This window comes from Mesorhizobium sp. B2-3-5 (genome assembly GCF_006442395.1).
In the GTDB taxonomy this organism is placed as follows: Bacteria; Pseudomonadota; Alphaproteobacteria; order Rhizobiales; family Rhizobiaceae; genus Mesorhizobium.
In genome coordinates, this window is sequence record NZ_VFVX01000001.1 from 306,152 (window position 1) to 330,128 (window position 23,977).

Here is a 23,977-nt window from a genome sequence, read left to right on the forward strand (position 1 = left end):
AATGGCGCACTCTCTCCAGCCAACCGGCTGAAAGACCAGCATCGCCCGCGTTGAAACAGTTTAAGCGTGGATCGTGGAAAAACTCAGCGTGAAACCGCTTCGTTGGTGTAGCGTTCCCAGCCTTTTGGGCCGAGATGCTCCTGCGGCATGAAGCGCATCTTATAATTCATCTTGCGCGAGCCATTGACCCAGTAGCCGAGGTAGACATGGGGCAGGCCCATCGCCTTGGCGCGGGCGATGTGGTCGAGGATCATGAACGTGCCGAGCGAGCGGCTTTCGAAATCGGGATTGAAGTAGGAATAGACCATCGACAGCCCGTCGGCCATCTTGTCGGTGAGCGCCACCGCGATGAGTTCGCCCTGACCCTTGCCGGTGATGAAGGTATCGGGCCCGCGCCGCCGGTATTCGATCACCTTGGTGTCGACATGGGTGTCCTCGACCATCATGGCATAGTCGAGCACCGTCATGTCGGACATGCCGCCGCGGCGATGGCGGGCGTCGAGATAACTGCGGAACAGCGAATATTGTTCGGTCGAGGGCTCGGCATCGTGCATCGCGCCAACGAGATCGGAATTGTGCTGCAGCACGCGCTTCATGTTGCGGCTGGCAACGAATTCCTGGGCGAGGATGCGCACCGAAACGCAGGCGCGGCAGGTCTCGCAAGCCGGCCTGTAGGCGATGTTCTGCGAACGCCTGAAGCCACCTTGCGTCAGGAGGTCGTTCATCTCGGAGGCTTTGTCGCCGACCAGATGCGTGAACACCTTGCGCTCGAACTGGCCGTCGAGGTAGGGGCACGGCGACGGCGCGGTCAGGAAGAACTGCGGCGACTGGGTCGGATGCTGCGTCATCGAGACTTGGAAATGCTCCTTCGAGTCGCTCTACCTTTGGCGCGGAAAGCGAAAAATTCAACAGGATTGTGAAGGCGCGGGCAAGCGGACGCCTTCACATTTGCGCTGACGCGACGGGAGCGCTTCCGGAAAAATGCCTTTAACGGCCGGTGCGGCTGACCACCGTGCCGAGCAGAAGGTCATGTAGCGTGCGCTTACGATCAGCGACCAAGGTCACCAGCAGGACCAGCGGCGACAGGATGACGTTGCCGGCCCAGAACAGCACTGAGTGGACGACCGCGGTGAGGCCATCGATCGGCCTGCCGTCGAGTCGGTCGAGGCGAATGCCCATCATCTTCATGCCCGTGGTGGCCTGGTCGGCGCTGCCCAGCGTGTTCCAGATGTAGAGAATGGCGACGGCCGGGACCAGGATGCCGAACAGCATCCAGCCAAGCCCGAGAGTCAAGAGCCCGAGGACGAACACCAGTATGGCGAAGGGAATGGTGAGCAATGCGACGATGATGTAGTCGAGCACGAAGGCCAGGATGCGCCTCGTGCGCACGCCTTCATAGGCCCTGACATCGTCGAGCCGGGTATTGATGATTTCGCCGTCGAGAACGCGCGCGTTCATGTCATTTCCTCGTAACGAGGCCCGACATAGGGTGCGGGCCACTCGATGATGAAATGGTGAAGTCCTGTATCGGAATCAAGGTCAGGACTTCACCGGGCCGCAAGGCTCGAACCGCGGCGAGCACAATCTGAACCGGTTGAATTTGGCGCGCGGATGGCATTAGCTTGTTGCGGCGCAACAAAAGCACTCTGGGAAAGAGGCAAGGGGACAGGGCGATATGGATTACGACATGCTGGTCATCGGCAGCGGCCCTTCCGGCCGCCGCGCGGCGGTGCAAGCGGCCAAGCTCGGCAAATCGGTGCTGGTGGTCGACCGCGGCCGGCGTCTGGGCGGCGTCTCCGTGCACACCGGCACGATCCCCTCGAAAACGCTGCGCGAAACGGTCCTCAACCTGTCAGGCTGGCGCGAGCGCGGCTTTTACGGGCGCGGCTACCGGGTCAAGCAGGACATCTCGGTCGGCGACCTGATCGAGCGCCTGCACAAGACGCTCGACCACGAGGTCGAGGTGCTGCAGCACCAGTTCATGCGCAACACGGTCAAGAGCGCGCGTGCGGCGGTGAAGTTCCTCGGCCCCAACAAGGTCAGCCTGACATCGGACAATGGCGATTACAGCGAAGTCGGTTTCGCCAATGCGCTGATAGCGGTCGGCACCCGGCCGCACCGGCCGAGCGACGTGCCTTTCGACAAGACCCGTGTCTTCGACAGCGACGAGATGCTGGAGCTCCACCGCCTCCCCCGCACGCTGACCGTGATCGGCGCCGGCGTCATCGGCGTCGAATATGCCACGATCTTTTCCGCGCTCGATGTACCGGTGACACTGGTCGAGCCGCGCAACTCCATCCTCGATTTCGTCGACCGCGAGATCGTCGACGATTTCATCCACCAGATGCGTGATCGCGGCATGACGATCCGGCTGGGCAGCGCGGTGAAGGAAATCCGCTCCAGGCCCGAAGCCGCCGAGGTGGAATTGGCCGACGGCCGCACCATTCGCTCGGAGGTCGTGCTCTACGCCGCCGGCCGCACCGGGAATGTCGGCAGCCTGGGTCTCGACGTGGTCGGCATCGAGGCCGACTCCAGGGGCCGCATCAAGGTCGATCCGCAGACTTTCCAGACCAGCGTGCCGAACATCTACGCCGCCGGCGATGTCATCGGCTTTCCGAGTCTTGCCTCGACATCGATGGAGCAGGGTAGGGTGGCGGCCTGCCATGCTTTCGGCGTGACGTTGCCACCGCCGCCGGAAACCTTTCCCTATGGGATCTACGCGGTGCCGGAGATCTCCACGGTCGGCCATTCCGAGGAGCAGGTGCGCCAGAGTGGTGCCGCCTACGAGGTTGGTGTGGCGCGCTTCCGCGAGACGTCGCGCGGCCACATCATGGGCGTCGACACCGGCTTCCTGAAGCTCCTGTTCTCGATCGAGACGCGCCGCCTGCTCGGCGCGCATATCGTCGGCGAGGGCGCTACCGAGCTGATCCATATCGGCCAGGCGGTGATCAACCTCGGCGGCACGGTCGACTTCTTCGTCAACAACACCTTCAACTATCCGACTCTGGCCGAGGCCTACAAGATCGCAGGGCTGGATGCCTGGAACAGGATGGGGCGGTAGGCTCTATCCGTCCAGCTGCGACAGCAGCGCCAGCATCACATCGGCCGAAGGCATGGGCAGCACAGCCTCGATTTCCGCCGGCCGCACGCCGGCAATGGTGTCGCTGCCGGCCGCGACCGTTCCGAGCGGCCCGCGGAAACCGTGCTTCGACCAGGCGAGCTCCTGCAGCTTCGGACTGGTCAGTGCTTCCAGCAACCTGTCGACGGTCGGGTCTATGGTGATCAGCGGGTGCGCCGAATAGACCGTCGGACGCGGGTAGAGGATTTCAGGCTTGGCGCCGGCGCCAGCCTGCACGCGCTGCCAGCGCGCCGGGTCGGCAAGCGCCCATTCCACCAGCTGGTTCTCATAGCCCACCGCCATCGGCTCGGCACCAAGACCGCCAGCAATGTACTGGTCGAACAGTTTTCCCGACGATGAGGATTTCAACCCCATGCTGCGGAAGATTGCCTTGGCCTGGTCGCCATGCTGGGCAAGCAGCTCCTGCGTCGCCACGTCGCCGCTCATCAGGCTCAGTACCAGGCCGGCGAACATGAAGCCCGAATTCGAACGGTTGGGATCGGTGGAGACGATCCGGGTGCGGCCATAGAGCTCGGCGATGCCCAGATCCGACCAGTTTTTGCCGGCAAGGATAGCGTCAAGCAGCGCCTTGAGGTCGAGCTGGTTGTAGTCGCCCTTGGCGGCGACCGTGACCAGCCCGCTTTTCTTCAGCCCCTCGACCACCGGTCCCCAGGTGTAGACGACGATCGGCGAATTGAGCACGACCTGGTCGTTACGGATCGCCACACCGCTCTTGCGCGCCAGGTCGACCATGATCGATGAGGATGGCCACAGGAATTGCGGCTTTTGCGTCAACAGTGCCGGCTCGCGCACCATCTCGACCGAGCCGGCGACGCGCGCGTCGAGCTCCAGCCCGTATCCGCCGAGTGCATGGACGACATCCGGATCGGCGAGGAAGGCCTGCTTCTCGCCGCCGATGAAGCCGAACAGATGTGCCCGGTTGCCGAGATAGCCGCGAAATTCCGGCCGGTCTTTCAGCGTCAGATAGCCGCCTGTGCCGGCCGCGGCGGCACCCAGCAGTCCCAGTCCGAAAGCGCGGCGTGAAATGGCCATCAGCGACCGATATCCTCTTTGAGCGATTCCTGAATGAGTCGCAGGTCAACGTCGAGCGTGCCGAGTTCGCTATCGGCAAGGCTATCGGCATAATGCACGAAGGCATCCTGCAGCTTGGCGATGACAGCACCGACATTGGCAAGCCGCGCCTGGCTTGGCGCCCGCCGGTTCGCCAGGGTCGCGTAGCCCTCCGCCACCTCCGCCGCTTGCGGCACATAATAGGTAAGGAAGCGCCGGACCGACGGCGCGGTCTCCGGTTTTTGTTCGACCTTGGAAATCACGTCGGCAGCAATGTCGGACAGGTTCTTCACCTTGGCTTTCATGTCCTTGTCGGCGATCGAGCCGGCCGCAGCCGTAAGCCGGTCGGCGGCCGGCTGCGCCTGCGCTAGAAGTTCGCGGGCAAACGCGACGCGGCTGCCGTTCATTGTGCTCAGATCGAGCCCTTCGAACAGCTGGCGCGGCGCCAGCACGAACACCAGCCCGGCAAAGACCAGCACCGAAATCACCGCCGAGACAAGGAACGGGAACTGGGTGAGGGCGCTCAGACCGATCAGCAACGCGGCGGACGCCAGACCCGCGACGATCCAATTCCAGTCATTGCCGAACAAGCCGCGCATATCCAGCCTTAATTGTAGCCGCGCGCGGCGCGGAAGGCGCCCGCCAGATCGCCGCCGCCATTGAAGACGCGCGCCGACGTCGCCTTGGCGAGACTGTCGAGCTGGCTCTTGTCGGCGTCGCCGAAGGTGATGCCGAACACTGGTACGCGCACCGGCGCCTGACGCCATTGCTCGAGGAAACGGTCGGCGCTGCCATCGGTGCGGCCGTCGGTCATGATGACGATGGCCGGTAGGTATTTCGCAAGCTCGGCGGTTGCGGTGATCTTCTGCAGCGCCTGTTCGGCGCAGGCATACATGTCCGTGCCGCCGCCGGCATGCTGCTCCGCGACATCGCCGAGCAACTGGCTCTGCCCAGCCGGATCGCCGCTCGCCTCGAAAACGGTGCGCACCGTGCCGTCGAAGGGCAGCACGAAGATGCGGTCCGCGGGCGTCCACTGCGCCAGGACTTCGCTCGCCTTCTCCGGTGTGAACAGGAACTGTGCGGCCGCCTGGAGCTGCTTCTCGCCTTCGTTCTCCATCGAGCCGGAGAAGTCGAAACAGAGCGCCGTCAGCGATGGCTTGCGCAAGGCCTGCTGGTAAAGATCGAGCGCCTTTCGGATCACCGCCGGTTCGGGCATGCGGATCGAGGTCACAAGCTTGCCCGGATCGAAATTCCAGTCCGGTTCGGCCGCGGCCTGGATAGCCGAGCCGCCAAGCGGAAGCCGCCGGCCGGTGTCGGCGATGCGTTTGCGCACCGCCTCCGATTGCAGATAGGCGAGCAGGTCGGTGAAGAATTTTTCGACATCCGGGCCGTGGCCATGGTCGATGAAGCCGAGCGGCGAATCGCCGACGGCGACCCCGTCGGCCGGATAGATCGCGTAGAGCGGCTCGTCGCCCATCTGCTTCAACTTATCGTTGGCCTCCTTGAGCGTCGCTTCGTAGTTCCACATCGCGTCATAGAGCGTGCCCTGACGCGCGGAATCGACATAGAGATCGGCGAGCCAGCCGGACGACCCGGAAGACCTCTCGACGCCTTGCAGCAGGGCGCCGACCGTGTCGTGCACAGCCGGATTGTCGAGATCGCCGGGCTCGATCACCTGCTTGCCGCCAAGCGCGCTGGACAGCATGGCGAGATAGGCGCTGGCGCCCGAATTCGACTGCGTGGCCGAGGTCATCAGGAATTTCAGCTTGCCGTTCTTCACCGCGGCGAGGATGTCCTTCATGAACACTTGCCTGCCGACCCAACCGAGTTCGGCGGCCTTGGATTTGCGCACGCCCAAAATGACCGGCATCTGCGCGATCGAGGTCAGGTTGCGCACCTTGCGGCCGGAATCGAACAGATCGACCCAGACGCTCGATGCCGGCCACACCGCATCCTGCCCTAGGCCATCAGGCTTTTGCAGACCGAGCCCGATATCGAGCGACCCCTGATAAGAGATGGTGCAGGTCGCGCCCCGCTTGGCACAGAACTCCTGCACGATCGGCTCGAGCACCGTGTTTTCGGAACCGGAGACGATCGAGAATTTGACATTGCTCGAATTGCAGGCCGCCAAAAACACGGCGCAGGCCAGGAGCAGAACGGACGTCAGCGTCTTCGGCATGGCGGTTCCGATCAGGCCTGGGTCAGCGCTTTCTTCAAATCGATCGTCATCTGGTCCATCTGCTTTTCAGCGTCGGCCCGCTTCCGGCGGCCTTCCTGCTGGACCTTCAGTACGCCCTGCACCGTGTCGATGAGGTCGCGATTGGCCTGCGCCAAAGTTTCGACGTCGACGATGCCGCGCTGCGCCTGTTCCTCGATCGAGATCGCCTGATCCTTCATCATCTTGGAAGTCTGGCGGATCATCTCATTGGTGGCATCCGTCACCGTCTTTTGCAGCTCAAGCGCCGATTTCTGGTTGGTCAGGCCGAGCAGGATGACCATTTTCTGCTTCCAGGCCGGCACTGTCAGCGCCGAGGTCGCCTGCAAGTTCTCGATCAGCGTCTCGTCGCCTGACTGGACAATGCGGATCTGCGGCAATTGCTGGATGCCGAGTTGGCGCGCCTGCACCAGGTAGAAGATACGTTTTTCAAGGCGATCCAGCGCTTGTACCGCGTCCTGGTAGGTCTGCGCCTCAAGTGTGCCGCCGACATCGCCCCCGGTCGAATCCGCCGCCGCCTTTAGTTTCGGCAGCTCAGTGGCGCGGTAGTCGTCGACGAATTTCTTGCCGGCCTGCACATAGGCGTCGAGCTTGAGGATGGAGTCCTTCGTCTGCTCATGCAGGTCGTCGAGCACCGCGATGTCGCGCCGCAGCGTGTCCTTGTGACGATCGAGTTCGAGACCGATGCGGTCGATCTGGCCGGCGACGTCCTCGTATTTTTCCTTGAAGCGCTCCAGCCGCGCCTTGAACGACGAAAACAGATTGCTGAGAAATCCCTGGTCTTTCAGCGAGGCCGGATCGAGGTTCTTGGCCTTCATGATGATGTCGGTCAGGAGGTTGCCGGTGTCGCCCAGATCGCGGTTGCGCAGCTGGGAAAGGATCTTGTCGGCATACTCGCTTACGGCCTGCTGGGCGCGATCGCCGAAAACCGAGATCGCGGCGCGATCACGCACGTCGATACTGGTTTCAATCCTGGCTATCTCGGCCGGATTGGCGGCTATGACAGGCAATTGCGAAGTGTCGTCGAGCAGAGTGATGCTGTTCTTGTCGGCCATGCAGACCTCCCCTCAGTGAACAGTATCTCGATAGACAGTCTGTAACAGAGATATGTCGCCGCTGTGGAGAAAGGAAGCCCCAGGCCATTTTAGCGGATAATCCGGGGTAAATAGCGTTACTTTTTCAGCCTACGTGCGCCACGGCGGCCGGCCCCGCCAGCCATTGCCTGACGATCGCGGCATCCGGATCACCGATTTCGTGGCCCGATGGGATGATCCGGGCCTCGATCTCGCCACCGTGCCGGCTGAGCAGTGTCACCAGCGCCGGCGCGAAGGGTCCATAGGTTTCGTCGGCCGCCCCGGCGATGATCAGTGCCCGGGTTCCCTTCAGGTCCGTCGCCGGCGTTTGGTCGAGCACGGGCATTGGCCTCAGCAGCGCCGCCCTGCGCACGATGCCGGGATGGAGCAGCATCAGGCTGGAAATCAGGTTGGCGCCATTCGAGTAGCCGAGGAAGGTCGCGTGATCGAGGTCGAGCCCGTGGCGCTTGGCGGCCTGACTTGCGAATGCCGCGAAGGCAGCCGTTTCCCCAAGAACACTCTTCTGTTCGAAACGCGTCGGGGTTATCCGCTCGAACCAGCGAAAACCGTCCTCCTGGGGGATACGGCCACGTGCCGCGACCAGAACGGCGCCGGGCGCGACCCGTCTTGCCAGCGGCACCAGGGTGGTCTCGTCGACGCCCGATCCATGCAGCAGGAAAAGGCATTCACGGCTCTCCCCGCCAGCCCCCAGGAGACGATAGGGAAAGGCCAGATCCATCCGCGGCGGGCTGGTTTCGACGCTGTCGCCAGTCATCCCGCATCCTCTTGATTATATGACGTCCCGCTCAATTTGCCGGCTTCAAAACGCAATATTTTCATGCTCCGCGAAAGTTGATTGAACCAGGCGCATTCCAGCCCGTTTCTGCGCCGATATACTCCCGATGGGAGGAATCGGAGCGGTGCGCCGGGGGTCGCATTGCTGGACATGAACAACCAGCTTTGAGGCCTTTTGTCGATGACCACCCCTGTTTCGCCCGAACGCGACACGCGTATCGATGTACTGCGCGCGCTGGCGCTGCTCACCATTTTCATCGATCATGTGCCAGGCACGGCTTTCGAGACCCTGACCTACAAGAATTTCGGCTTCTCGGACGCGGCCGAGGGATTCGTGCTGATTTCGGGCATCTCGGTCGCGCTCGCCTATGGCACGAAGTTCCGACCGGGCGGCCGGCTTCTCGCGACATTGAAGATGTGGCGGCGGGCTGGCGTGCTCTATATCACCCACATCGTCACGACGATGATGGTGATGGCCCTGTTCTGCGCCGTGGCGGTGCTTGCCAGGCGGCCCGAACTGCTGAAGATGATCAATATCGAGCCGCTGATGAAGAACACGCCGGAAGTGCTGGTCGGCATCGTCACGCTTGGCCACCAGCTCGGCTACAACAACATCCTGCCGGTCTATGCCGCGCTGCTTTTGATGGCACCGGCCTTTGTCCTGTTCATCGGCTACAGGCCCGCCGCGGCACTTGCCGTGTCCGGTGCGCTGTGGCTCGTCGCCGGCATCTGGCAGATCGCCCCGCCCAACTATCCCGAGCCCGGCTTCTGGTTCCTGAATCCTCTGTCCTGGCAGTTCCTGTTCAACATTGGCGTGGCCGCCATGCTGCATGTCAGGCGCGGCGGGGTCATTCCGGTCAACCGCTGGCTGGTTGGCGCCGCCGCCGTCTATGTGCTGGCGGCACTGGCATGGGTGCACAGCCCGCTCTGGGGGCAGATAACGTGGTTCAACCTGCCGGTGGTGATCGGCGGCTTCGACAAGACGTTCCTGTCGCTGCCGCGACTGCTGCACATACTGGCGGTCAGCTATCTGATCGTCGTCTTGCCGGCGCTCTCCAGCCTGTTCCGCACCAGCCCCGACCATCCGTTGGCGATATTGGGCAAACGCTCGCTGCCGGTCTTCATCGCCGGCACGGTGATCGCCATGGTCGCGCAGGTGATGAAACTGGTCAATCCGGGCGGGCTTGCCTATGACAGCCTGTTGCTTTCAGCCGGCATCGCCATGCAGTTCGCACTCGCCTTTTATCTTGAATGGCTGTCGACCATCGGCGGCTCCGGCAAGGTCCGCATGACGCAAAAGGATATCGCGCCTGTGCGTGCGTCCTTCGGTATCTCCGCCGTGGCACGGGCCAATCGCTGAGGGAATGCGGTTCAGCCGCGCGGCGGAGCCGACGACCCCCGCACGATCAGTTCGACCGGCAGTTGCTGCCGGCTGACCGGCCCGTCGCTCTCCAGGATCGCCCTGACGGCAAGGCGGCCCATCTCGGCAATCGGCTGGGCGATCGTGGTTAATGGCGGCTCGGATACAGATGCTTCCGGAACACCATCGAATCCGACGACGGAAACATCGCCGGGCACGTTGAGCCCGCGCGCGCTCAGCCATTCGAGCGTCACCAATCCTATCCTGTCCGACATCGCCAGGATGGCCGTCGGCGGCTGGTCGGAAGCGAAGATGGTTTCGAGCCCCGCCTTCGTGCTCACCGCATCGTTGGCGGTTTCATAGACGGGCACTTTGGACGCGTCGACGCCAACGCGGGAAAGCTCCCGGAGATAGCCGGTGAGCCGGTCGCGCGTCCCGGCATAGGTTGCGGCACGAACCTGTTCGGGCGAAACAAGTCCTGTCCTGTCATCGACGAAGGGCAGCGCCAGGACGGCAAAGCGGCGATGGCCGAGATCCGTGAGATGGCGCGCCGCCATGCCGGCGCCCGCGATGTTGTCGACACCGATCGCCGCGACCGACCCATCCTCGGAGTCCAGATCAAGCGCCACAAAGGGCAGTTTGCGCTCACGTGCCAATTCCACCAGGCGCGAACCGCCTTCGATGCAGAAGACGATGAAACCGTCGACCAGGGCGCTCTGGATGTTCCAGGCAAGCTGTTCGTTGTTGGCGGCCGAGACCAGGGAGATGCCGGCTCCGGTCGCATCGCAGGCCTGCGAGATGCCCGCCATCATGACGCGCGCAAAGGGATCGTCGAAGAAATAGGAGAGGGGCTCGGCGGTGGCCACGCCAATGGCGTTTACCTTGCCGGCCCGCAGCAGCCGACCCTTTGGATCAGGCCCGCCATAGCCCATCGCTTCGGCTGCTGCCCGAACCCGTTCGCGGACTTCTTCGCGCACGATCTCGGGGCGGCTGAAAACATTGGATGCGGTGCCGTGCGAAACGCCGGCCGCTTTGGCGATGTCGGCCAGCCGGACGGGTCTTCGGTTGCCTGCGGTGAGTGACGCCATTGTGCGTGCCTCCTGACATGCATTTAGCACGTTCCGGATTTGCAGCCAGTACTTTCGTTGGATCGATTCAAATTTCCCTTGACCGGCAACGATCGCAAGTTTATGTTTGAATCGATCCAACCAAGGCGGATTCGTTTCTGTTTGATGGCCTTGAGAGGAGCGTCATGCCTTCGTCAGCTGCCTGTTCGAAGACATCTATCGCAACGATTGGAGCATCGGATCGAGCGCCAACAATTCCAGGCGCCAGGGTAGAACGGGTCCATGGATTCGCGACCTTCGCTTCCTGGTGGAGCGCAAGCCGAGCTGATCTGCGCAACTTTTTGTGCCTATTGATTGGATCGATTCAATTCAAAGGGAGAAAAGCTATGCATCCCATCCAGCATCTGTTCGAGGACATCTACCGCAACTACTGGGGTATCGCGCCGGCCGCGGAACGGCCGGAGGCGCAACGCCGGACAAAGCCCGCAACGCGCAGTCGCGAGGTGGCGGTCCGCCCCGAACGTCGCCGGAGCTGAGCCTTTCCTGGTCCCTAAGGACGTGGACGCGTCAGGGCAGAAATTGCTATCCCCAGCCAGCCTGCGATGAGCAGGGTGCCGCCGATCGGCGCCGACATCGGAAACAGTCTCGATCCGAGAAAATCGCGGGCGAGGAGATCGCCCGCGAAAAGCAGGAGCCCGGCAAGCAGGGCGAAGCTGGCGATCCGCAGAAAGCGATTCGCGCCGACGAGGCCGACGGCCAGGAACACCGGCGCGTGCATCAAAAGGAATGACGCGGCTGTGCCGGTGAAGGCGCCGCCGCGGTGCGCGGCCGTTGCCGACAGCGCCACGCCGGCCGCGCCGACGAGACCGCCGGCAAACACAAGCATACGGCTGCCGTTCGGATCGGCGAGGGTCATGTCGGGGCTCCTTCTTGCGGCGGGCCAGGCCCGCCTTAGGGCGCGCCCGGTACCAGCACCATATGCCGTGTCCGTCGCGACTGGACAATCCAGTTGTAGATGGCACCGCCGGCCATCAACACCGATGTGCCGACAAATACAGCCCGCATGCCGAAGTGACCGCCCACGAAGCCGCCGGACAGCGGCCCCGCGACCTGGCCGACATATTGCGCCGAAATCGCCAGCCCAAGCACGTTGCCGCCAACGCCGTCGGGAATGTTGTGGCGAATGACGCTGGTGATGCAGGGCAGTAGGCCGCCGAGCGCCAGGCCCATCAAGAAACGCAGGCCGATCAGTTGCCAGCCATTGGTGACGAAGGCCTGCGGAATGAGCAGCAGGGCCGAGACGGCCAACGCTCCTACGACGACATTCCAGTGGCCGACACGGTCGGCAAGCTTGCCAAGCCACGATGCCGACAGGATCGTCCCAAGGGCCGCCGCCGACATCACCACGCCGGCGACCATCGTCACGCGGCTCTGATCCTCGATGAGCTGCTGGACATAGACGGTGATGATAGGCTCGATCGACATGTTGGCGAAGGCAAGCAGCATGCCGGTCGCCAGCATGGCCACCACCGGGCGTTTGTCCGGGATCTGCGACCAGCCGCTTTTCGGCTTTGTGCCTGACGCCGACTTGGCGGGCTTCGGGCGCGGGTTCTCCTTGATCAGGAAGGTCGTCGCCAGGAAGGCAAGGAAGATAACGGCGCCGGACAACAGGAAGGTGGCGCGAATGCCGATCACCGGCGGCAGCGCGCCGCCGAGCAAGGGGCCGACCAGCGAGCCGGCCGTGATCCCGGCCGACAGGACCCCCAGCGCCCAGCCGGAGCGGTCCTTGGGTGTCTGCATGGCCACCAGAATGGTCGAACCGGAGGAATAGCCGCCGGCAAAGCCGATCAGCAGGCGCAGCAACACCAATTGCCAGACCGTCTCGACCATGCCCGTCAGCGACATGCAGATCGCCATGCCGAAGCTGGCGCGCACCAGCATCACCTTGCGGCCATAGCGGTCGCCCAGCCGGCCCCACAACGGCGCGACAAGGGCGGCGGCGAAAAAGGTGGCGCCATAGGCGATGCCGGACCACTGCACGATCGCCGCATGGCCCTGTGCGCCGAGCTGTTCGACGTAAAGCGGCAGGAAGGGCAACAGCAGCGTCATGGCGATGAGCGTGCTGAACGAGCCCGCAAAACAGACGGCGAGGTTGCGCCGCCAATGGATGTTGTGGCCGCTTTGTTGAGCGTCTTCCTGTGTCATGTCCTGCCTGCTCGATATCAGCACTTGTTACGGATACCACTTTGGGATACCAAATCGGTATCCGTCATGAACTCCGACCCGGCCGCTGTCAATGCGGGCTTCAGAAAAAGGGCAGCGCGATGTCGCAAATGCAGAATGTCGAACGACGGTTGCGCGAAATGATCCTGGGGCTCGAGATCGGTCCCGGCGAGAAATTGACCGAGCGATGGATCGAAGGCCGCTTCGGCGCCTCGCGCACACCGGTTAGGGCAGCACTGCTGCGGCTGGAAACCGAGGGCCTTGTTGGCAGGGACGGGCGCGGCTGGACGGTCTCGCCCATCAACCTGGCCGAGCTTGAGCAGATCGCGGTCTATCGCGAAGCGGTCGAGGTCGCGGCCCTGAGGCTGACATGCGCGCACGACGAAAGGAGCGCTCTCGACGTCATCGAGGCGATGCTCGATTCCTGCGACGAAAACACTCCGCGCGAGGAATGGCACCGTGTCGGCATGGATTTTCACATCGAGCTGGCGCGGCTGTCGGGCAACGAATTCCTGTTCAGGGCGGTGCGCGATGCCATGACGCGCCTGTCGCGTGCTCGCTGGCTGGAGGTGCGCGACGAAGCAGCCCTTGGCCGCGCCTGGGCCGAACATCGCGCCATTCTGGCGGCAACACGGCTTGGCGAGGCTGATGAAGCCGCGCGCCGGCTTTCAGCCCACATCATCGGCAGCCGCGACCGGCTGGTGACGTCGCTTGCCAATGATCGGCGGGGTCTTCGCGCCAGGGGATTTGCAGTCGTCGCCGCTTAGCGGCCTTGGACGGGCAGGGCATTCGCCGGGCAAAAAGCGGTGTCCGGACGCGGAGCGCACTTTCGGCCTCGCTTCGTGGGCGCCGATGGCGTAAGAGCGGCGATGGAAAACAACCGATTTGAAACGCCCGTGACCGTCAAGTCCGTCACGGCAGGAAGCACTCAGCTCTTGCGCTCGGCGAGGGAGGCTTCCGATTACCTCCTCAACAGCTGGCCCGGCAAGCGCAGTCCCAAGCATCGCGCGGCACTTCAGGCCTGCCACGACGCGCTGGCCGGCGACAAGCCGGCCATGAATGCCCGGCGCGCCTTCATCGCCGCGGCGCGTGAAGTGGATGTATTCATCAGCGACAAGGCGCCCGCCTGACGCAGCGCGACATGCGTTAAGACGGAGCCGGCAACCGCGGGCCTGTTGCCGTCATTCCCCTGTTTCGGCTTCGACCTTGGCCTCGGGCTTCGACCGCTCCCGCGCGGCAACCTTGGCCGCCAGCTTCTCGGCCTTTTTGGCCGCCTTCTGCCGGTCGCGTTCCTTGCGTTCCTGATCGTAGTTCGGTGCTCGCGCCATATCGGCTCCCTTTGACCTGCCTTGCGGCTCTGAACCTGCCTAGGAGCATTAGCCGTCAAACACAACAGCTGAAACGACAGTGCGTGGGTGCTGACGTCGAAGATATGCCGGGGCCTTGCCAGACGGGCGCCACAATGATGTAGGAAACGCCAGGGCGCCAGCGTCTTGAGAGCTGCCCGTTTGATCAAGTGAACCATGGCCACAATTGCGCGGACGTCGGCAAAGGTCTTCTATTATGCGCGAAACGTTGCGCGCGATGCCGTTCCGCAAGCATTGTTCCGACGCAGGCTGGGCATTCGCCTGGAAAAGGCGAGGCTTTCCGATGAGGCGGCGCGCCGGCGGTTGAACTACTACAATCAGCTGCAGGATGGTTTCACGCCAAGCGCGAATGCCGTGCGCGTCGGCAAGCTGCCCTTCACGCCGACCATGTACTATTACGACCTGAAGGAATTTGCCCGCTACTTCGATCCCGGATTGCTCATCGACCTGGAGTTCGGCGACGTCAGGAATGTGCCGAAGGTGCCGTCGATCGTGAAGGACCGGCCGATCCGTGATGACGACAAGAACGCGGTCATCATGAAGCTCGACAAGTTTCGTCACTTCCAGATGCCGGCCGACGCCATTTCGTTCACCGACAAGCTGCCTGCGGTGGTCTGGCGCGGTGATCTCAACAATCCGATCAGGACAAGATTCCTGAAGGCTGTGCGTGACCTGCCGTTTTGCGATGCCGGCTCGCACAAGCCGAACGCGCCAGCCGAATACGCCAAGCCCTTTCTCAGCATCAGCCAGCATCAGCGCTATCGCTACATCGTCTCGCTCGAAGGCAATGACGTGGCGACCAATCTTAAATGGATCATGAATTCGAAGTCGCTCTGCCTGATGCCGCCGCCGACCTATGAGACGTGGTTCGCGGAGCGGCTGCTCGAGCCCAATGTCCATTATGTACCGCTTGAAGCGGATTTCTCGAACCTGGCCGAACATGTGGCCTATTTCGAACGGCACCCGGCGAAGGCCGAGCGCATCATCGCGGCCGCCAACGCTTATTGCCGGATATTCGACAACGAACAGACGGAGCAGGCGGTCTCGCTGCTGGTGCTCTACAAATATTTCGTGCTCAGCGGCCAGATCAAGCCCGATGCCGAGATCTGGCGTTACATAGTGGGCTAGTTACCGGCGACACTGGCGTCGGCGCCATTGGTCTCGCGTTTGGATGACACCGGATCGCGAAATGCCTGGCACAATGACGTGTGTGCATGGCGCAGGAACTAACTCAGCTGCCGGGTGTTTTGGTCGCGTTTGTCCTGATATCAACGTGGTACGATGGCCACCATAAAACGAACGACGCAGAAGGTTTTCTACTATGCGCGAAACGTCATGCGCGATATCGCCCCCCAGGTCCTCTTCCGACGACGGCTGGCGGCCCGCCTGGAGCAGGCCAGGCTCTCGGATGAGGCCGTGCGCCGGCGGTTGAATGACTACAACAAGCTGCAGGGCACCTTTATGCCAAGCCCGGATGCGGTGCGCATCGACAAGATGCCGTTTGAGCCGAGCATGTACTATTACGACCTGAAGGAGTTCGCCCGCTATTTCGATCGGGCATTGCTCCTCGACCTGGAGTTTGGCGACGTCAGGCATGTGCCGAAGGTGCCGACACTCGTCAAGGATCGGCCGATCCGCGCCGACAACAGCAACGCGGTCATCCTGAAGTTCAACAAGTTCCGCCACTTTTACATGCCGGACGACGCGGTCGCCTTTGCCGACAAGCTGCCGATCGTGATCTGGCGCGGCGATCTCAACAACCCGATCAGGACACGGTTCCTGGACGCGGCGCGTGACCTGCCTTTCTGCGACGTGGGTTCGCATAAGCGAAGTGCACCGGCCGAATACAGCAAGCCCTTTCTCAGCATCAGCCAGCATCTGCGCTACCGCTATATCGTCTCGCTCGAGGGCAATGACGTGGCGACCAACCTCAAATGGATCATGAATTCCAACTCGCTCTGCCTGATGCCGCCGCCGACCTATGAGACATGGTTCGCGGAGAGCCAACTCGAAGCCAATGTCCACTATGTGCCACTCGATCCTGATTTCGCCGATCTCGGCGAAAAGGTGCGCTATTTCGAAACGCACCCGGCGGCGGCGGAGCGCATCATTGCCGCAGCCAACGCCTATTGCCGCAAATTTTCCAATGAGCGAGACGAGCAGGCGATCTCGCTGCTCGTGCTCTACAAATATTTCGTGCTCAGCGGCCAGATCAAGCCCGATGCCGAGATCTGGCGGTTCATCGAAGGTTAGGCGACAATCGCCTTCGGTGAGCCGCAGGGGCTGCAATCGCGCCTGGGCTGCAATAAAACCGTCACTGCCGGCCTATATTGAAGTCGGCTCAGGTGTTTCCATTTCAGGCCGCTGGCCAACAATTTGGGGCGCCGTCCGGGAACCGACAGGGCTTGCAAGCGGAGCAGCTGACATGACCGAGCTAAAACAGAATTCTCCCGCCAAGGACTGGCTCGAAGCCGAGCTCGCCGACACGCTCGACGAAGATTATGAACTCGAAATGTCGGAGCCAGCGCTGTCGATGGAGATCGCCAAGATCTACAAGAACTCGCATCCGCCTTCGATCGATCGCATGCAATATTTTCGCGACCTGATCACCTTGCAGTCTGAATTGATCAAGCTCCAGTCCTGGGTCGCCTACCACAAGAAGAAGCTGGTGGTGATTTTCGAGGGCCGTGACTCCGCCGGCAAGGGCGGCGTCATCAAGCGCATCACCCAGCGGCTCAATCCGCGCATCTGCCGCGTCGTGGCATTGCCGGCGCCGACCGAGCGCGAAAAGTCGCAATGGTATTTCCAGCGCTACGTCCCGCATCTACCCGCAGGCGGCGAGATCGTGCTCTTCGATCGCTCCTGGTACAACCGTTCCGGCGTTGAACGGGTGATGGGCTTTGCCTCGCACGACCAGGTCGAGGAGTTCTTCCATGACGTCCCGGAGTTCGAGCGCATGCTGGTGCGCTCGGGCATCACTGTGGTCAAATACTGGTTCTCGATCACCGATGAGGAACAGCAGATGCGCTTCCTGATGCGCATCCACGATCCGATGAAACAGTGGAAGCTGTCGCCCATGGATCTGCAGTCGCGTGTGCGCTGGGAGCAATACACCAAGGCCAAGGAAGAGACCTTCGCCCGCACCAACATTCCCGAAGCGCCGTGGTTCATCGTCGAGGGCAACGACAAGAAGCGCGCGCGGCTCAACTGCATCGATCATCTGCTGAAGCAGATGCCGTATGAAGATGTGCCGCACGAGGAGATCACACTGCCCGAGCGCGTGTTCAACCCGGAATACGAGCGCCAGGTTCTGCCGCGCGAACTTTACGTGCCGGAGAAGTATTGAGGCGCATTTCCTTCTCCCAGTTTCACGGGGAGAAGGTGCCCAAAGAGCGGATGAGGGGCAGCGCCGGCATCGACGACGGGCTTTTGACTCCTGCACCCGCCAAATCCACTGGTAGCTTGTCGCTACTCTTCGACGGTTGCGCTGCCCCTCATTGCCCTGCCGGGCATTTCTCCCCGTATAGTGACGGGGAGAAAGACGCTTGCACCCGCGGGTTTCGCCAATGACCGGAGTCGCGGCTATGCCCGCTCGATGACCACATGCATGGCGTGCGCCGAAGCGACCTGTTCGCTGCATCGGTAGCCGAGTTTCGGCAGGTCGAGGCCAGCCAGAAGGTTTTCGCCAGCGCCGAGCAGCACGGGCGAGATCGCGAGATGCATCTCGTCGATAAGTTTCTCCTGCAGATATTGCCTGATCGTCGCGACGCCGCCACCGACCCGCACATCCTTGCCATCAGCCGCCGCCCTGGCTTGCTCAAGTGCCGAATGGATGCCATCGGTGACAAAGTGAAAGGTCGTGCCGCCTTCCATGACGACAGGCTCACGCGCATGATGCGTCAGCACGAAGACCGGCACGTGATAGGGCGGGTTGTCGCCCCACCAGCCTTTCCAGCTGTCGTCGGGCCATTCGCCGCGGATCGGTCCGAACATGTTGCGACCCAGGATCCATGCGCCTACATTTTCGAAGCTCCGCGCCGCGAAATCCTCGTCGACGCCCGTGGCGCCGCCTTCCTCGCCGAACATCTTGCGGAAGGTGCGGGTGGTGAAGGCCCATTTGTGCAGCGCTTTCCCACCAACGCCGAGCGGATTCTCCAAGTCCTGGTTTGGACCGGCGCCATAACCGTCGAGCGATAGGGTGAATGCATTGACACGCAGCCTTGACATGAAACCTCCTCGATCGTCAGTTGTGTTCTGCAAGCAGATTTTGTAGCAAACTGATTGCGAATTGCAAGTGGTGTCTTCGACGATGCAGAGATGCGTGTCCGGACCTCGCGGCCAAGCTCGTGATGATCGATTCGGATTGGCAAGCCGCCGTCGGGGCAACTGCCGTACCAACTCATTCGCCGGTGATTTCCATGAAGCGGATATGGTTGCTGAACGGGTCGATGACCTCGACCGTCAGCCGCCCGTCCTCATCTTCCAAGCCGGGTTTCATATAGCGGTAGTCCTTACCCGCAAGCTCCTCATGGAAGTCGCGGATGCCCTTCATGTAGACAACCATGTTGCCGCCCGGCGTCGCGTCGCCGGCGTGTTCGGACAGGTGCAGGACAAGATTGCCACGCGATACCTGCGTGTACAGCGGGAAGTCGCCGTGGCGGTGTTCCCAGTCCACGGTGAAACCGAGGAAGCCGAGGTAGAATTCGTGCGCCTTCGCGACGTCGAAGATGCGCACGATTGGCGCCGTCCGTTCGAAGATGACCGTCTCCTGCCTCGCGAGCGGCGCTTCGATCTTTGCCGACAGGATATTCCAGTTCGCCAGTCCGAACTGGCGCGCGACGATTTCCAGGGCCTCGCTGTGGCTGATCGTCAGGTCGCGGTCGGCAAGCGCGTCCCGCATGGCTTTCGCCATGGTCTTGGCATCGCGATAGGCAAGCATGTCCGTTTCCTCGGGTCACGGCGAAGTCTTCGTCAGTGCCCGCATTGCCAACGCCTTCGCCCGACGGTGAAACGGGTCAGGAAGCATCCTCTGGAGGCGTTCGCCATGCCTCTTGGCGAGGTGCGGGCTGCCGGCCGCCTCCGGCCATGCGGCATCATAGCCGCAACCAGCCTACCTTGTCAGCGGGAATTCGCCAGAGATGACAGCCGGCTCCGAAGCGTGTCATGGCAAGACCTGGAAGGTCGCGGTGCGGTGGCTGAGGGGCGAAGTTACCCCTTCAGCATCACGGCCACTTCGGGCGCGAAATAAGTCAGGATGCCGTCGCAGCCTGCACGCTTGAAGGCGAGCAGCGATTCCAGCATCGCCTTCTCGCCATCGATCCAGCCATTGGCGCCCGCTGCCTTGATCATCGAATATTCGCCCGAGACCTGGTAGGCGAAGGTCGGCATCTGGAATTCGTCCTTCAGCCGGCGGATGATGTCGAGATAGGGCAGGCCGGGCTTGACCATCAGCATGTCGGCGCCCTCGGCGAGGTCCTGCTCGGCCTCGCGCATCGCCTCGTCCGAATTGGCGTGGTCGATATAGTAGGTCTTCTTGTCGCCCTTGAGCAGGCCGGCGGTGCCGACCGCCTCGCGATAAGGGCCGTAGAAGGCCGAGGCGAATTTGGTCGCGTAGGACATGATCGCCACGTCCTGAAAGCCGTTGGCGTCGAGCGCGTCGCGGATGGCACCGATGCGGCCATCCATCATGTCGGATGGCGCGATGATATCGGCGCCCGCCGCCGCCTGGATGACGGCCGCCGCCGCGACCTGTTCCACCGTTTCGTCGTTGACGATGATGCCGTCGCGCAGGATGCCGTCGTGGCCGTGGCTGGTGAACGGATCGAGCGCGGCGTCGGTGATGATGCCGATCTCGGGCACTGCGTTCTTTATCGCGCGGGTGGCGCGGTTGATGATGTTTTCCGGGTCGAGGATATGCGAGCCGGTCTGGTCGCGCAGGCCGAGTTCGACATTGGGGAAGGTGGCGAGTGCCGGAATGCCGAGCTTGGCCGCGCGTTCGGCCTCCTTGACGGCAAGGTCGACCGACAGGCGAAAGACGCCTGGCATGGCGGCGATCGGCTCGCGCACATTATTGCCCTCGACGACGAAGATCGGCCAGATCAGGTCGTCGACCGAAAGCCGGTTCTCCTGCACGAGCCGGCGCGACCAGTCGGCCTTGCGCATGCGGCGCAGGCGGCGGCTGCCGGTGACGTCGTCGACGCTGCGCGCGCCGGCTGGTTTTGTCGGGGTGAATTTGTTCATTGCCAAAACTCCGGATAGCCTGCTTTTACCACGAGCCCGTGGCGCTGACCAATGCGACACGTTTGTGCCAGCTTTTGGTTTCTCCGTTCACGGAGAAAGTGCCGGCGCGCGGATAAGGGCCGCGGACCTCTCAAGGCTGCCCGTTGCCGGACAGAATCTGCGCCGCACCGCTGATGGCCACACGAAACGCCTCATCGAAGCTGGCGCCACGCACCTGCCAACGATAGGTCTTGCCGTGATCGGCCAGTCGCCAATCGGCGATCCAGCCGAGCTCTTTGTCGCTCCATGCGATGCTGCCGGCGAGCGCTTGGGTGCCACCGGTCTGTTTGGCCAGTCGGTCCAGCCTTGCCATATCGGCGGAGCCCAGCGCTGTTTCGCCCAGGCCGGCAAGCTGTGCAGCCTCCGGAAACACAACATGCATCAGCGTTGGACCGGCGGCATTGGCGAAGGATTCGCGCATCGTTTCGCCACGCTTTTCCTCGGCGCTCAGCACGAAATGCCGAGCGCCCTGTTTGGTGGTGAGAAAGATGGTGAGCGTCGGCCGCTCACCAAGCCAGGGTTTGCTGCCAAGCGACGCCAGCACCTTGTCGAGGATATCAGGCCTGTAGAGGCAGGTGAGGTCGTGTGGCCGGTCATGCGTGCCTTGCTCGTCATGGATCGGAATGCCTTCCAGCCGGTCGCGGTAGCGGAAGGAATCGACGAAGCTGCCAGCCTTGTCGCGCAGATCCGCCATTTCTGGTTTCTTCAGCAGCCGCTGATCGCCTGAAACCCTGACCAGAACCCGGTCCAGGCAGTCTCTGAAGCCTATCTGGCGGTTCGCTTCGCCTTGGCCGGTGACGATGGTCTTCGACTGGTAGAGTTCGTCGGCCGTGACGGCGAATGCGGCGCGCGGTGCAAGGCCAGCGATCACAAGTCCGATCGTGAAAAGCGCGGTACGAATCAATCCGGACATGCCCAACTGTCCCCCGATTCCGTCTGCGCGCTTAATATCGGCGCGTCGCTTGAATGGCGGCGATCTTCGTAGCATCGGCTGCCGCCAGCCGCCAAGACCACGGCGAAGAGGCTGCTGCCATTGACGCACCCATGCGCCGCCTTTAGCACTTCAGTCCCGCAGGCGCGGGGAAGGGATTCTCTGGCGATGGATTTTGGTGGAGGCGACGAAATTCGCTTCGAACGGTTGGGCAGAGCTGGTGTCGTGACGCTGACACGGCCGCAGACGCTCAATGCCGTCACCCATCGCATGGTCAAGGCGCTGGACAAGGCGCTGCATGCCTGGGAGCGCGATGACGGCGTGGACGTCGTCGTCGTCAAGGCAGAGGGCAGGGCGTTTTCGGCCGGAGGCGATATCCTCCACATCTACGAAGCCGGCCGGGCTGGAAAGCCGCCGGTCGAGTTCTTCGCCGATGAGTATCGGCTGAACGCCCGCATCAACAGCTTCCGCAAACCCTATGTGGCGCTCATCGACGGCATCGTCATGGGTGGCGGCGTCGGCATTTCCTTTCACGGCTCGCATCGGGTGATGACCGAGAAAGCCCAGTTCGCCATGCCGGAGGTCGGCATCGGTTTTTTCCCCGATGTCGGCGCCAGCCATTTGCTGCCCGATCTTGGCGGTTCCTTCGGCATGTATCTGGCGCTGACGGGCAACCGTATCCGCTATGGCGATGCGCTGTGGTCGGGTCTGGCCACCCACACCATCAAGGCCGAGGACCAGACGAGCTTCCTCGACCGGCTGGCGCTGACTGGCGATCCGGAATCGGTGCTGCGTGGTTTCCTTGTTCCGACGAAGCGGGAGACCGAAAGGCCGGTCCTGGAAGCGATATCGCGCCATTTCGCCCAGCCGTCGCTGCAGGATGTCATCGACAGCCTGGACCGCGCGGCAAGCACCGACGAATTCGCGGCAAGGACGCTGGCGACGATCCGCACGCGCTCGCCGACCAGCCTTCGCGTCGCCTGGCGGCAAATCAGCGCCGGGCTGACATTGTCGATGGACGACTGCATGAAGATGGAGTTCCGTATCCTCAACCGCATGCTTGCCGGCCACGATTTCTACGAAGGCATCCGCGCCGCCATCATCGACAAGGGATCGAAGCCGCAATGGCGGCCGGCAAGTCTCGATGCGGTCCGTGAGGCCGATATCGATGCCTATTTCGCCCCGCTCGGTGAACGGGAACTTCTGACATGAGCGAAGTGACGTCGAGACGCGTCGTGCTTCAGCCATCGACGGTCGAGGTGATCTTCGCCTGGTTCCAGCGCGTCATCGCGGGCTACTGCCTGCTCTTCGGCATCCTGTACTGGATCAAGCTGATCGGCTTCTATCCAGGCTCGCTGTGGCGCTTCGACCTCATGCCGGTGCACTGGCAGGTGGCGACGGTGATGCTCGCCGTGTTTTTTCCCTTCGCCGCCGCGGGGCTGTGGATGCTGGCCTCCTGGGGCCCGGTGATCTGGTTCATCTGCGCGGTCACCGAGACCGTCATGTATGCCGGTTTTCCCGAGCTTTTCGGCCATCGGCTGCTGATCGTCGTCTCGCATGCGGCGGTGGCGCTGCTCTACGTCGTTTTTCGCGTCGTCATCTACCTGCAGAAACGCCCCGTACGGCACTAAGCCTTTGCGGCCATTGATGACTTGGCGGCCGCCTGAATCCAGCCCCGCGATCATTGCCTAAATCTTTAGGTTAATCATCCTTGCTCGGGTGACCGTTCGTTAAGCCTCTTTCGAAACCTCTTACCGGTAAGCTCTTGTTAGCCCTAGCGTTTAAGTCGAATTTTATGAGTATTCGATAGTGTCGCGATCAAGGTGAAAAACAAAAAATCACCAGGGCGACAAACGAGAGGCAAAGACAATGATCAATTCGCGTCCGGCGACGAAGACCGCCAACGTATCCGACGATCGCCGCGAGGCTATCCGTTCCCTGTACATGGAATCGCTGCAGCTGGTCGAGCGGCTGCACCGCCGTCTGCTTGACGTGATCAAGGACGAATTTGACCGCAACGGCCGTTCCGACATCAATGCCATCCAGGCGCTGCTGCTCTTCAACATCGGCAATTCCGAGCTGACCGCCGGCGAGTTGCGCTCGCGTGGCTACTATCTCGGCTCGAACGTGTCCTACAATCTGAAGAAGCTGGTCGATCTCGGCTTCATCAACCACCAGCGCTCGCGCATCGACCGCCGTTCGGTCCGCGTCTCTTTGACGCCGAAGGGCAACGAGGTGGCGGATGTGGTCGCCGGCCTCTATGAGCGCCATGTCGGCTCGATCGAACAGGTCGGCGGCATCAACACCGACGAGTTCAAGCAGATGAACCGTGCCCTGCAGCGGCTCGACCGCTTCTGGAACGACACCATTGCCTACCGGATGTAGGGCGCCACACAGATCCGGCCCGCGCCAAAGAAGCGTGGCCGAAACAGCGACCTCCAGTCAGGGCCGGTGCCGAAAAGCACCGGTCCCTTTCTT

26 protein-coding genes are annotated in these 23,977 nt (G+C 62.3%); 11 read left to right on the forward strand and 15 right to left on the reverse strand.

Annotated features, from left to right (window positions below; genetic code table 11):
* Positions 1 to 83 precede the first annotated feature (83 nt).
* Both FJ958_RS01530 and FJ958_RS01535 read right to left on the reverse strand, forming a co-directional pair.
* Positions 84 to 848 (reverse strand): arginyltransferase, encoded by a 765-nt coding sequence (locus FJ958_RS01530; protein ID WP_140738494.1) that lies wholly within the window; start codon positions 846 to 848, stop codon positions 84 to 86.
* A gap of 139 nt (positions 849 to 987) precedes the next feature.
* Entirely contained in the window at positions 988 to 1,458 is a 471-nt protein-coding gene (locus tag FJ958_RS01535; RefSeq protein ID WP_140738497.1) for an RDD family protein, read from the reverse strand.
* A 217-nt stretch (positions 1,459 to 1,675) separates the two neighbouring features.
* On the opposite strand from FJ958_RS01535, the gene sthA reads away from it, so the two are divergent.
* The gene (gene sthA / locus FJ958_RS01540; protein WP_140738500.1) at positions 1,676 to 3,061 is read left to right on the forward strand and encodes a Si-specific NAD(P)(+) transhydrogenase; all 1,386 of its coding nucleotides are present in this window, start codon (positions 1,676 to 1,678) and stop codon (positions 3,059 to 3,061) included.
* Between the two features lie 3 nt (positions 3,062 to 3,064).
* Here the strand turns inward: sthA and FJ958_RS01545 are convergent, their stop codons facing one another.
* The 5 genes from FJ958_RS01545 to FJ958_RS01565 all read right to left on the reverse strand — a co-directional run bounded on the left by FJ958_RS01545 (position 3,065) and on the right by FJ958_RS01565 (position 8,252).
* Entirely contained in the window at positions 3,065 to 4,171 is a 1,107-nt protein-coding gene (locus FJ958_RS01545; RefSeq protein ID WP_140738503.1) for a substrate-binding domain-containing protein, read from the reverse strand.
* A complete protein-coding gene (locus FJ958_RS01550) occupies positions 4,171 to 4,788 on the reverse strand; it encodes a 5-bromo-4-chloroindolyl phosphate hydrolysis family protein (protein ID WP_140738506.1) in 618 nt (205 codons plus the stop codon). The genes FJ958_RS01545 and FJ958_RS01550 overlap by 1 nt, the downstream gene beginning before the upstream one ends.
* Before the next feature lie 8 nt (positions 4,789 to 4,796).
* Complete coding sequence (locus tag FJ958_RS01555; protein ID WP_140738508.1) at positions 4,797 to 6,368, reverse strand: substrate-binding domain-containing protein; 1,572 nt, start codon at positions 6,366 to 6,368, stop codon at positions 4,797 to 4,799.
* Between the two features lie 11 nt (positions 6,369 to 6,379).
* The gene (locus FJ958_RS01560; protein WP_140738511.1) at positions 6,380 to 7,459 is read right to left on the reverse strand and encodes a toxic anion resistance protein; all 1,080 of its coding nucleotides are present in this window, start codon (positions 7,457 to 7,459) and stop codon (positions 6,380 to 6,382) included.
* A gap of 124 nt (positions 7,460 to 7,583) precedes the next feature.
* A complete protein-coding gene (locus FJ958_RS01565; RefSeq protein ID WP_140738514.1) occupies positions 7,584 to 8,252 on the reverse strand; it encodes an alpha/beta hydrolase in 669 nt (222 codons plus the stop codon).
* A 201-nt stretch (positions 8,253 to 8,453) separates the two neighbouring features.
* Here FJ958_RS01565 and FJ958_RS01570 point away from each other — a divergent pair, with 201 nt between their 5' ends.
* Positions 8,454 to 9,632, forward strand: a complete 1,179-nt coding sequence (locus FJ958_RS01570) for an OpgC family protein (protein ID WP_140738517.1) — start codon at positions 8,454 to 8,456, stop codon at positions 9,630 to 9,632.
* A gap of 11 nt (positions 9,633 to 9,643) precedes the next feature.
* Here FJ958_RS01570 and FJ958_RS01575 read toward each other — a convergent pair whose 3' ends face one another.
* Complete coding sequence (locus tag FJ958_RS01575) at positions 9,644 to 10,720, reverse strand: substrate-binding domain-containing protein (protein WP_140738520.1); 1,077 nt, start codon at positions 10,718 to 10,720, stop codon at positions 9,644 to 9,646.
* A 365-nt stretch (positions 10,721 to 11,085) separates the two neighbouring features.
* Between FJ958_RS01575 and FJ958_RS31470 the strand changes: the two genes are divergently transcribed.
* Positions 11,086 to 11,235, forward strand: coding sequence for a hypothetical protein (locus tag FJ958_RS31470; RefSeq protein ID WP_181176252.1), 150 nt, complete (start codon positions 11,086 to 11,088; stop codon positions 11,233 to 11,235).
* A gap of 14 nt (positions 11,236 to 11,249) precedes the next feature.
* Here FJ958_RS31470 and FJ958_RS01580 read toward each other — a convergent pair whose 3' ends face one another.
* Positions 11,250 to 11,615 (reverse strand): DUF423 domain-containing protein, encoded by a 366-nt coding sequence (locus FJ958_RS01580; RefSeq protein WP_140738523.1) that lies wholly within the window; start codon positions 11,613 to 11,615, stop codon positions 11,250 to 11,252.
* Positions 11,616 to 11,650: 35 nt separating this feature from the next.
* Positions 11,651 to 12,904 carry a multidrug efflux MFS transporter gene (locus FJ958_RS01585; RefSeq protein WP_140738526.1) on the reverse strand — a complete coding sequence of 418 codons (1,254 nt, stop codon included), beginning with the start codon at positions 12,902 to 12,904 and terminating at the stop codon, positions 11,651 to 11,653.
* A 119-nt stretch (positions 12,905 to 13,023) separates the two neighbouring features.
* On the opposite strand from FJ958_RS01585, the gene FJ958_RS01590 reads away from it, so the two are divergent.
* Together FJ958_RS01590 and FJ958_RS01595 are read left to right on the forward strand one after the other, a co-directional pair.
* On the forward strand, positions 13,024 to 13,689 hold the full coding sequence (locus FJ958_RS01590) for a GntR family transcriptional regulator (RefSeq protein WP_140738529.1): 666 nt from the start codon (positions 13,024 to 13,026) through the stop codon (positions 13,687 to 13,689).
* 102 nt (positions 13,690 to 13,791) lie between these two features.
* A complete protein-coding gene (locus FJ958_RS01595) occupies positions 13,792 to 14,052 on the forward strand; it encodes a DUF982 domain-containing protein (protein ID WP_140610007.1) in 261 nt (86 codons plus the stop codon).
* 51 nt (positions 14,053 to 14,103) lie between these two features.
* On the opposite strand, the gene FJ958_RS01600 is transcribed toward FJ958_RS01595, so the two are convergent.
* Positions 14,104 to 14,250, reverse strand: coding sequence for a hypothetical protein (locus FJ958_RS01600; protein WP_140692699.1), 147 nt, complete (start codon positions 14,248 to 14,250; stop codon positions 14,104 to 14,106).
* A gap of 195 nt (positions 14,251 to 14,445) precedes the next feature.
* Between FJ958_RS01600 and FJ958_RS01605 the strand changes: the two genes are divergently transcribed.
* The 3 genes from FJ958_RS01605 (at position 14,446) to ppk2 (ending at position 17,635) form a co-directional block, all read left to right on the forward strand.
* Positions 14,446 to 15,417, forward strand: a complete 972-nt coding sequence (locus FJ958_RS01605) for a glycosyl transferase family 90 (protein ID WP_140738532.1) — start codon at positions 14,446 to 14,448, stop codon at positions 15,415 to 15,417.
* A 153-nt stretch (positions 15,418 to 15,570) separates the two neighbouring features.
* Positions 15,571 to 16,542, forward strand: a complete 972-nt coding sequence (locus tag FJ958_RS01610) for a glycosyl transferase family 90 (protein ID WP_140738535.1) — start codon at positions 15,571 to 15,573, stop codon at positions 16,540 to 16,542.
* A 172-nt stretch (positions 16,543 to 16,714) separates the two neighbouring features.
* Entirely contained in the window at positions 16,715 to 17,635 is a 921-nt protein-coding gene (gene ppk2 / locus FJ958_RS01615; RefSeq protein ID WP_140738537.1) for a polyphosphate kinase 2, read from the forward strand.
* 236 nt (positions 17,636 to 17,871) lie between these two features.
* Here ppk2 and FJ958_RS01620 read toward each other — a convergent pair whose 3' ends face one another.
* The 4 genes from FJ958_RS01620 to FJ958_RS01635 form a co-directional block, all read right to left on the reverse strand.
* Positions 17,872 to 18,516, reverse strand: a complete 645-nt coding sequence (locus FJ958_RS01620) for a dihydrofolate reductase family protein (RefSeq protein ID WP_140738540.1) — start codon at positions 18,514 to 18,516, stop codon at positions 17,872 to 17,874.
* Between the two features lie 172 nt (positions 18,517 to 18,688).
* A complete protein-coding gene (locus tag FJ958_RS01625; RefSeq protein ID WP_140738543.1) occupies positions 18,689 to 19,228 on the reverse strand; it encodes a glyoxalase superfamily protein in 540 nt (179 codons plus the stop codon).
* A 269-nt stretch (positions 19,229 to 19,497) separates the two neighbouring features.
* Complete coding sequence (gene hemB, locus FJ958_RS01630; RefSeq protein WP_140738546.1) at positions 19,498 to 20,529, reverse strand: porphobilinogen synthase; 1,032 nt, start codon at positions 20,527 to 20,529, stop codon at positions 19,498 to 19,500.
* A gap of 130 nt (positions 20,530 to 20,659) precedes the next feature.
* Positions 20,660 to 21,481 (reverse strand): DUF2066 domain-containing protein, encoded by an 822-nt coding sequence (locus tag FJ958_RS01635; protein WP_140738549.1) that lies wholly within the window; start codon positions 21,479 to 21,481, stop codon positions 20,660 to 20,662.
* A gap of 186 nt (positions 21,482 to 21,667) precedes the next feature.
* Here FJ958_RS01635 and FJ958_RS01640 point away from each other — a divergent pair, with 186 nt between their 5' ends.
* The 3 genes from FJ958_RS01640 to FJ958_RS01650 all read left to right on the forward strand — a co-directional run bounded on the left by FJ958_RS01640 (position 21,668) and on the right by FJ958_RS01650 (position 23,884).
* Positions 21,668 to 22,711 carry an enoyl-CoA hydratase/isomerase family protein gene (locus tag FJ958_RS01640; RefSeq protein ID WP_140738552.1) on the forward strand — a complete coding sequence of 348 codons (1,044 nt, stop codon included), beginning with the start codon at positions 21,668 to 21,670 and terminating at the stop codon, positions 22,709 to 22,711.
* The gene (locus FJ958_RS01645; protein ID WP_140738555.1) at positions 22,708 to 23,130 is read left to right on the forward strand and encodes a DUF6163 family protein; all 423 of its coding nucleotides are present in this window, start codon (positions 22,708 to 22,710) and stop codon (positions 23,128 to 23,130) included. The genes FJ958_RS01640 and FJ958_RS01645 overlap by 4 nt, the downstream gene beginning before the upstream one ends.
* A 238-nt stretch (positions 23,131 to 23,368) precedes the next feature.
* Entirely contained in the window at positions 23,369 to 23,884 is a 516-nt protein-coding gene (locus tag FJ958_RS01650; RefSeq protein ID WP_140738558.1) for a winged helix DNA-binding protein, read from the forward strand.
* Positions 23,885 to 23,977: the final 93 nt, after the last annotated feature.

Excerpts from the sequence above, each read along its gene's own strand:
- FJ958_RS01585 (WP_140738526.1), bottom strand. The coding sequence starts at position 12,904 with ATGACACAGGAAGACGCTCAACAAAGCGGCCACAACATCCATTGGCGG.
- FJ958_RS01590 (WP_140738529.1), top strand. The coding sequence starts at position 13,024 with ATGTCGCAAATGCAGAATGTCGAACGACGGTTGCGCGAAATGATCCTG.
- FJ958_RS01530 (WP_140738494.1), bottom strand. The coding sequence starts at position 848 with ATGACGCAGCATCCGACCCAGTCGCCGCAGTTCTTCCTGACCGCGCCG.
- FJ958_RS01635 (WP_140738549.1), bottom strand. The coding sequence starts at position 21,481 with ATGTCCGGATTGATTCGTACCGCGCTTTTCACGATCGGACTTGTGATC.
- FJ958_RS01625 (WP_140738543.1), bottom strand. The coding sequence starts at position 19,228 with ATGCTTGCCTATCGCGATGCCAAGACCATGGCGAAAGCCATGCGGGAC.
- FJ958_RS31470 (WP_181176252.1), top strand. The coding sequence starts at position 11,086 with ATGCATCCCATCCAGCATCTGTTCGAGGACATCTACCGCAACTACTGG.
- sthA (WP_140738500.1), top strand. The coding sequence starts at position 1,676 with ATGGATTACGACATGCTGGTCATCGGCAGCGGCCCTTCCGGCCGCCGC.
- FJ958_RS01595 (WP_140610007.1), top strand. The coding sequence starts at position 13,792 with ATGGAAAACAACCGATTTGAAACGCCCGTGACCGTCAAGTCCGTCACG.
- FJ958_RS01560 (WP_140738511.1), bottom strand. The coding sequence starts at position 7,459 with ATGGCCGACAAGAACAGCATCACTCTGCTCGACGACACTTCGCAATTG.
- FJ958_RS01575 (WP_140738520.1), bottom strand. The coding sequence starts at position 10,720 with ATGGCGTCACTCACCGCAGGCAACCGAAGACCCGTCCGGCTGGCCGAC.
- hemB (WP_140738546.1), bottom strand. The coding sequence starts at position 20,529 with ATGAACAAATTCACCCCGACAAAACCAGCCGGCGCGCGCAGCGTCGAC.
- FJ958_RS01580 (WP_140738523.1), bottom strand. The coding sequence starts at position 11,615 with ATGACCCTCGCCGATCCGAACGGCAGCCGTATGCTTGTGTTTGCCGGC.
- FJ958_RS01555 (WP_140738508.1), bottom strand. The coding sequence starts at position 6,368 with ATGCCGAAGACGCTGACGTCCGTTCTGCTCCTGGCCTGCGCCGTGTTT.
- FJ958_RS01645 (WP_140738555.1), top strand. The coding sequence starts at position 22,708 with ATGAGCGAAGTGACGTCGAGACGCGTCGTGCTTCAGCCATCGACGGTC.
- FJ958_RS01545 (WP_140738503.1), bottom strand. The coding sequence starts at position 4,171 with ATGGCCATTTCACGCCGCGCTTTCGGACTGGGACTGCTGGGTGCCGCC.
- FJ958_RS01640 (WP_140738552.1), top strand. The coding sequence starts at position 21,668 with ATGGATTTTGGTGGAGGCGACGAAATTCGCTTCGAACGGTTGGGCAGA.
- FJ958_RS01600 (WP_140692699.1), bottom strand. The coding sequence starts at position 14,250 with ATGGCGCGAGCACCGAACTACGATCAGGAACGCAAGGAACGCGACCGG.
- FJ958_RS01650 (WP_140738558.1), top strand. The coding sequence starts at position 23,369 with ATGATCAATTCGCGTCCGGCGACGAAGACCGCCAACGTATCCGACGAT.
- FJ958_RS01610 (WP_140738535.1), top strand. The coding sequence starts at position 15,571 with ATGGCCACCATAAAACGAACGACGCAGAAGGTTTTCTACTATGCGCGA.
- FJ958_RS01605 (WP_140738532.1), top strand. The coding sequence starts at position 14,446 with ATGGCCACAATTGCGCGGACGTCGGCAAAGGTCTTCTATTATGCGCGA.
- FJ958_RS01620 (WP_140738540.1), bottom strand. The coding sequence starts at position 18,516 with ATGTCAAGGCTGCGTGTCAATGCATTCACCCTATCGCTCGACGGTTAT.
- ppk2 (WP_140738537.1), top strand. The coding sequence starts at position 16,715 with ATGACCGAGCTAAAACAGAATTCTCCCGCCAAGGACTGGCTCGAAGCC.
- FJ958_RS01550 (WP_140738506.1), bottom strand. The coding sequence starts at position 4,788 with ATGCGCGGCTTGTTCGGCAATGACTGGAATTGGATCGTCGCGGGTCTG.
- FJ958_RS01565 (WP_140738514.1), bottom strand. The coding sequence starts at position 8,252 with ATGACTGGCGACAGCGTCGAAACCAGCCCGCCGCGGATGGATCTGGCC.
- FJ958_RS01570 (WP_140738517.1), top strand. The coding sequence starts at position 8,454 with ATGACCACCCCTGTTTCGCCCGAACGCGACACGCGTATCGATGTACTG.
- FJ958_RS01535 (WP_140738497.1), bottom strand. The coding sequence starts at position 1,458 with ATGAACGCGCGCGTTCTCGACGGCGAAATCATCAATACCCGGCTCGAC.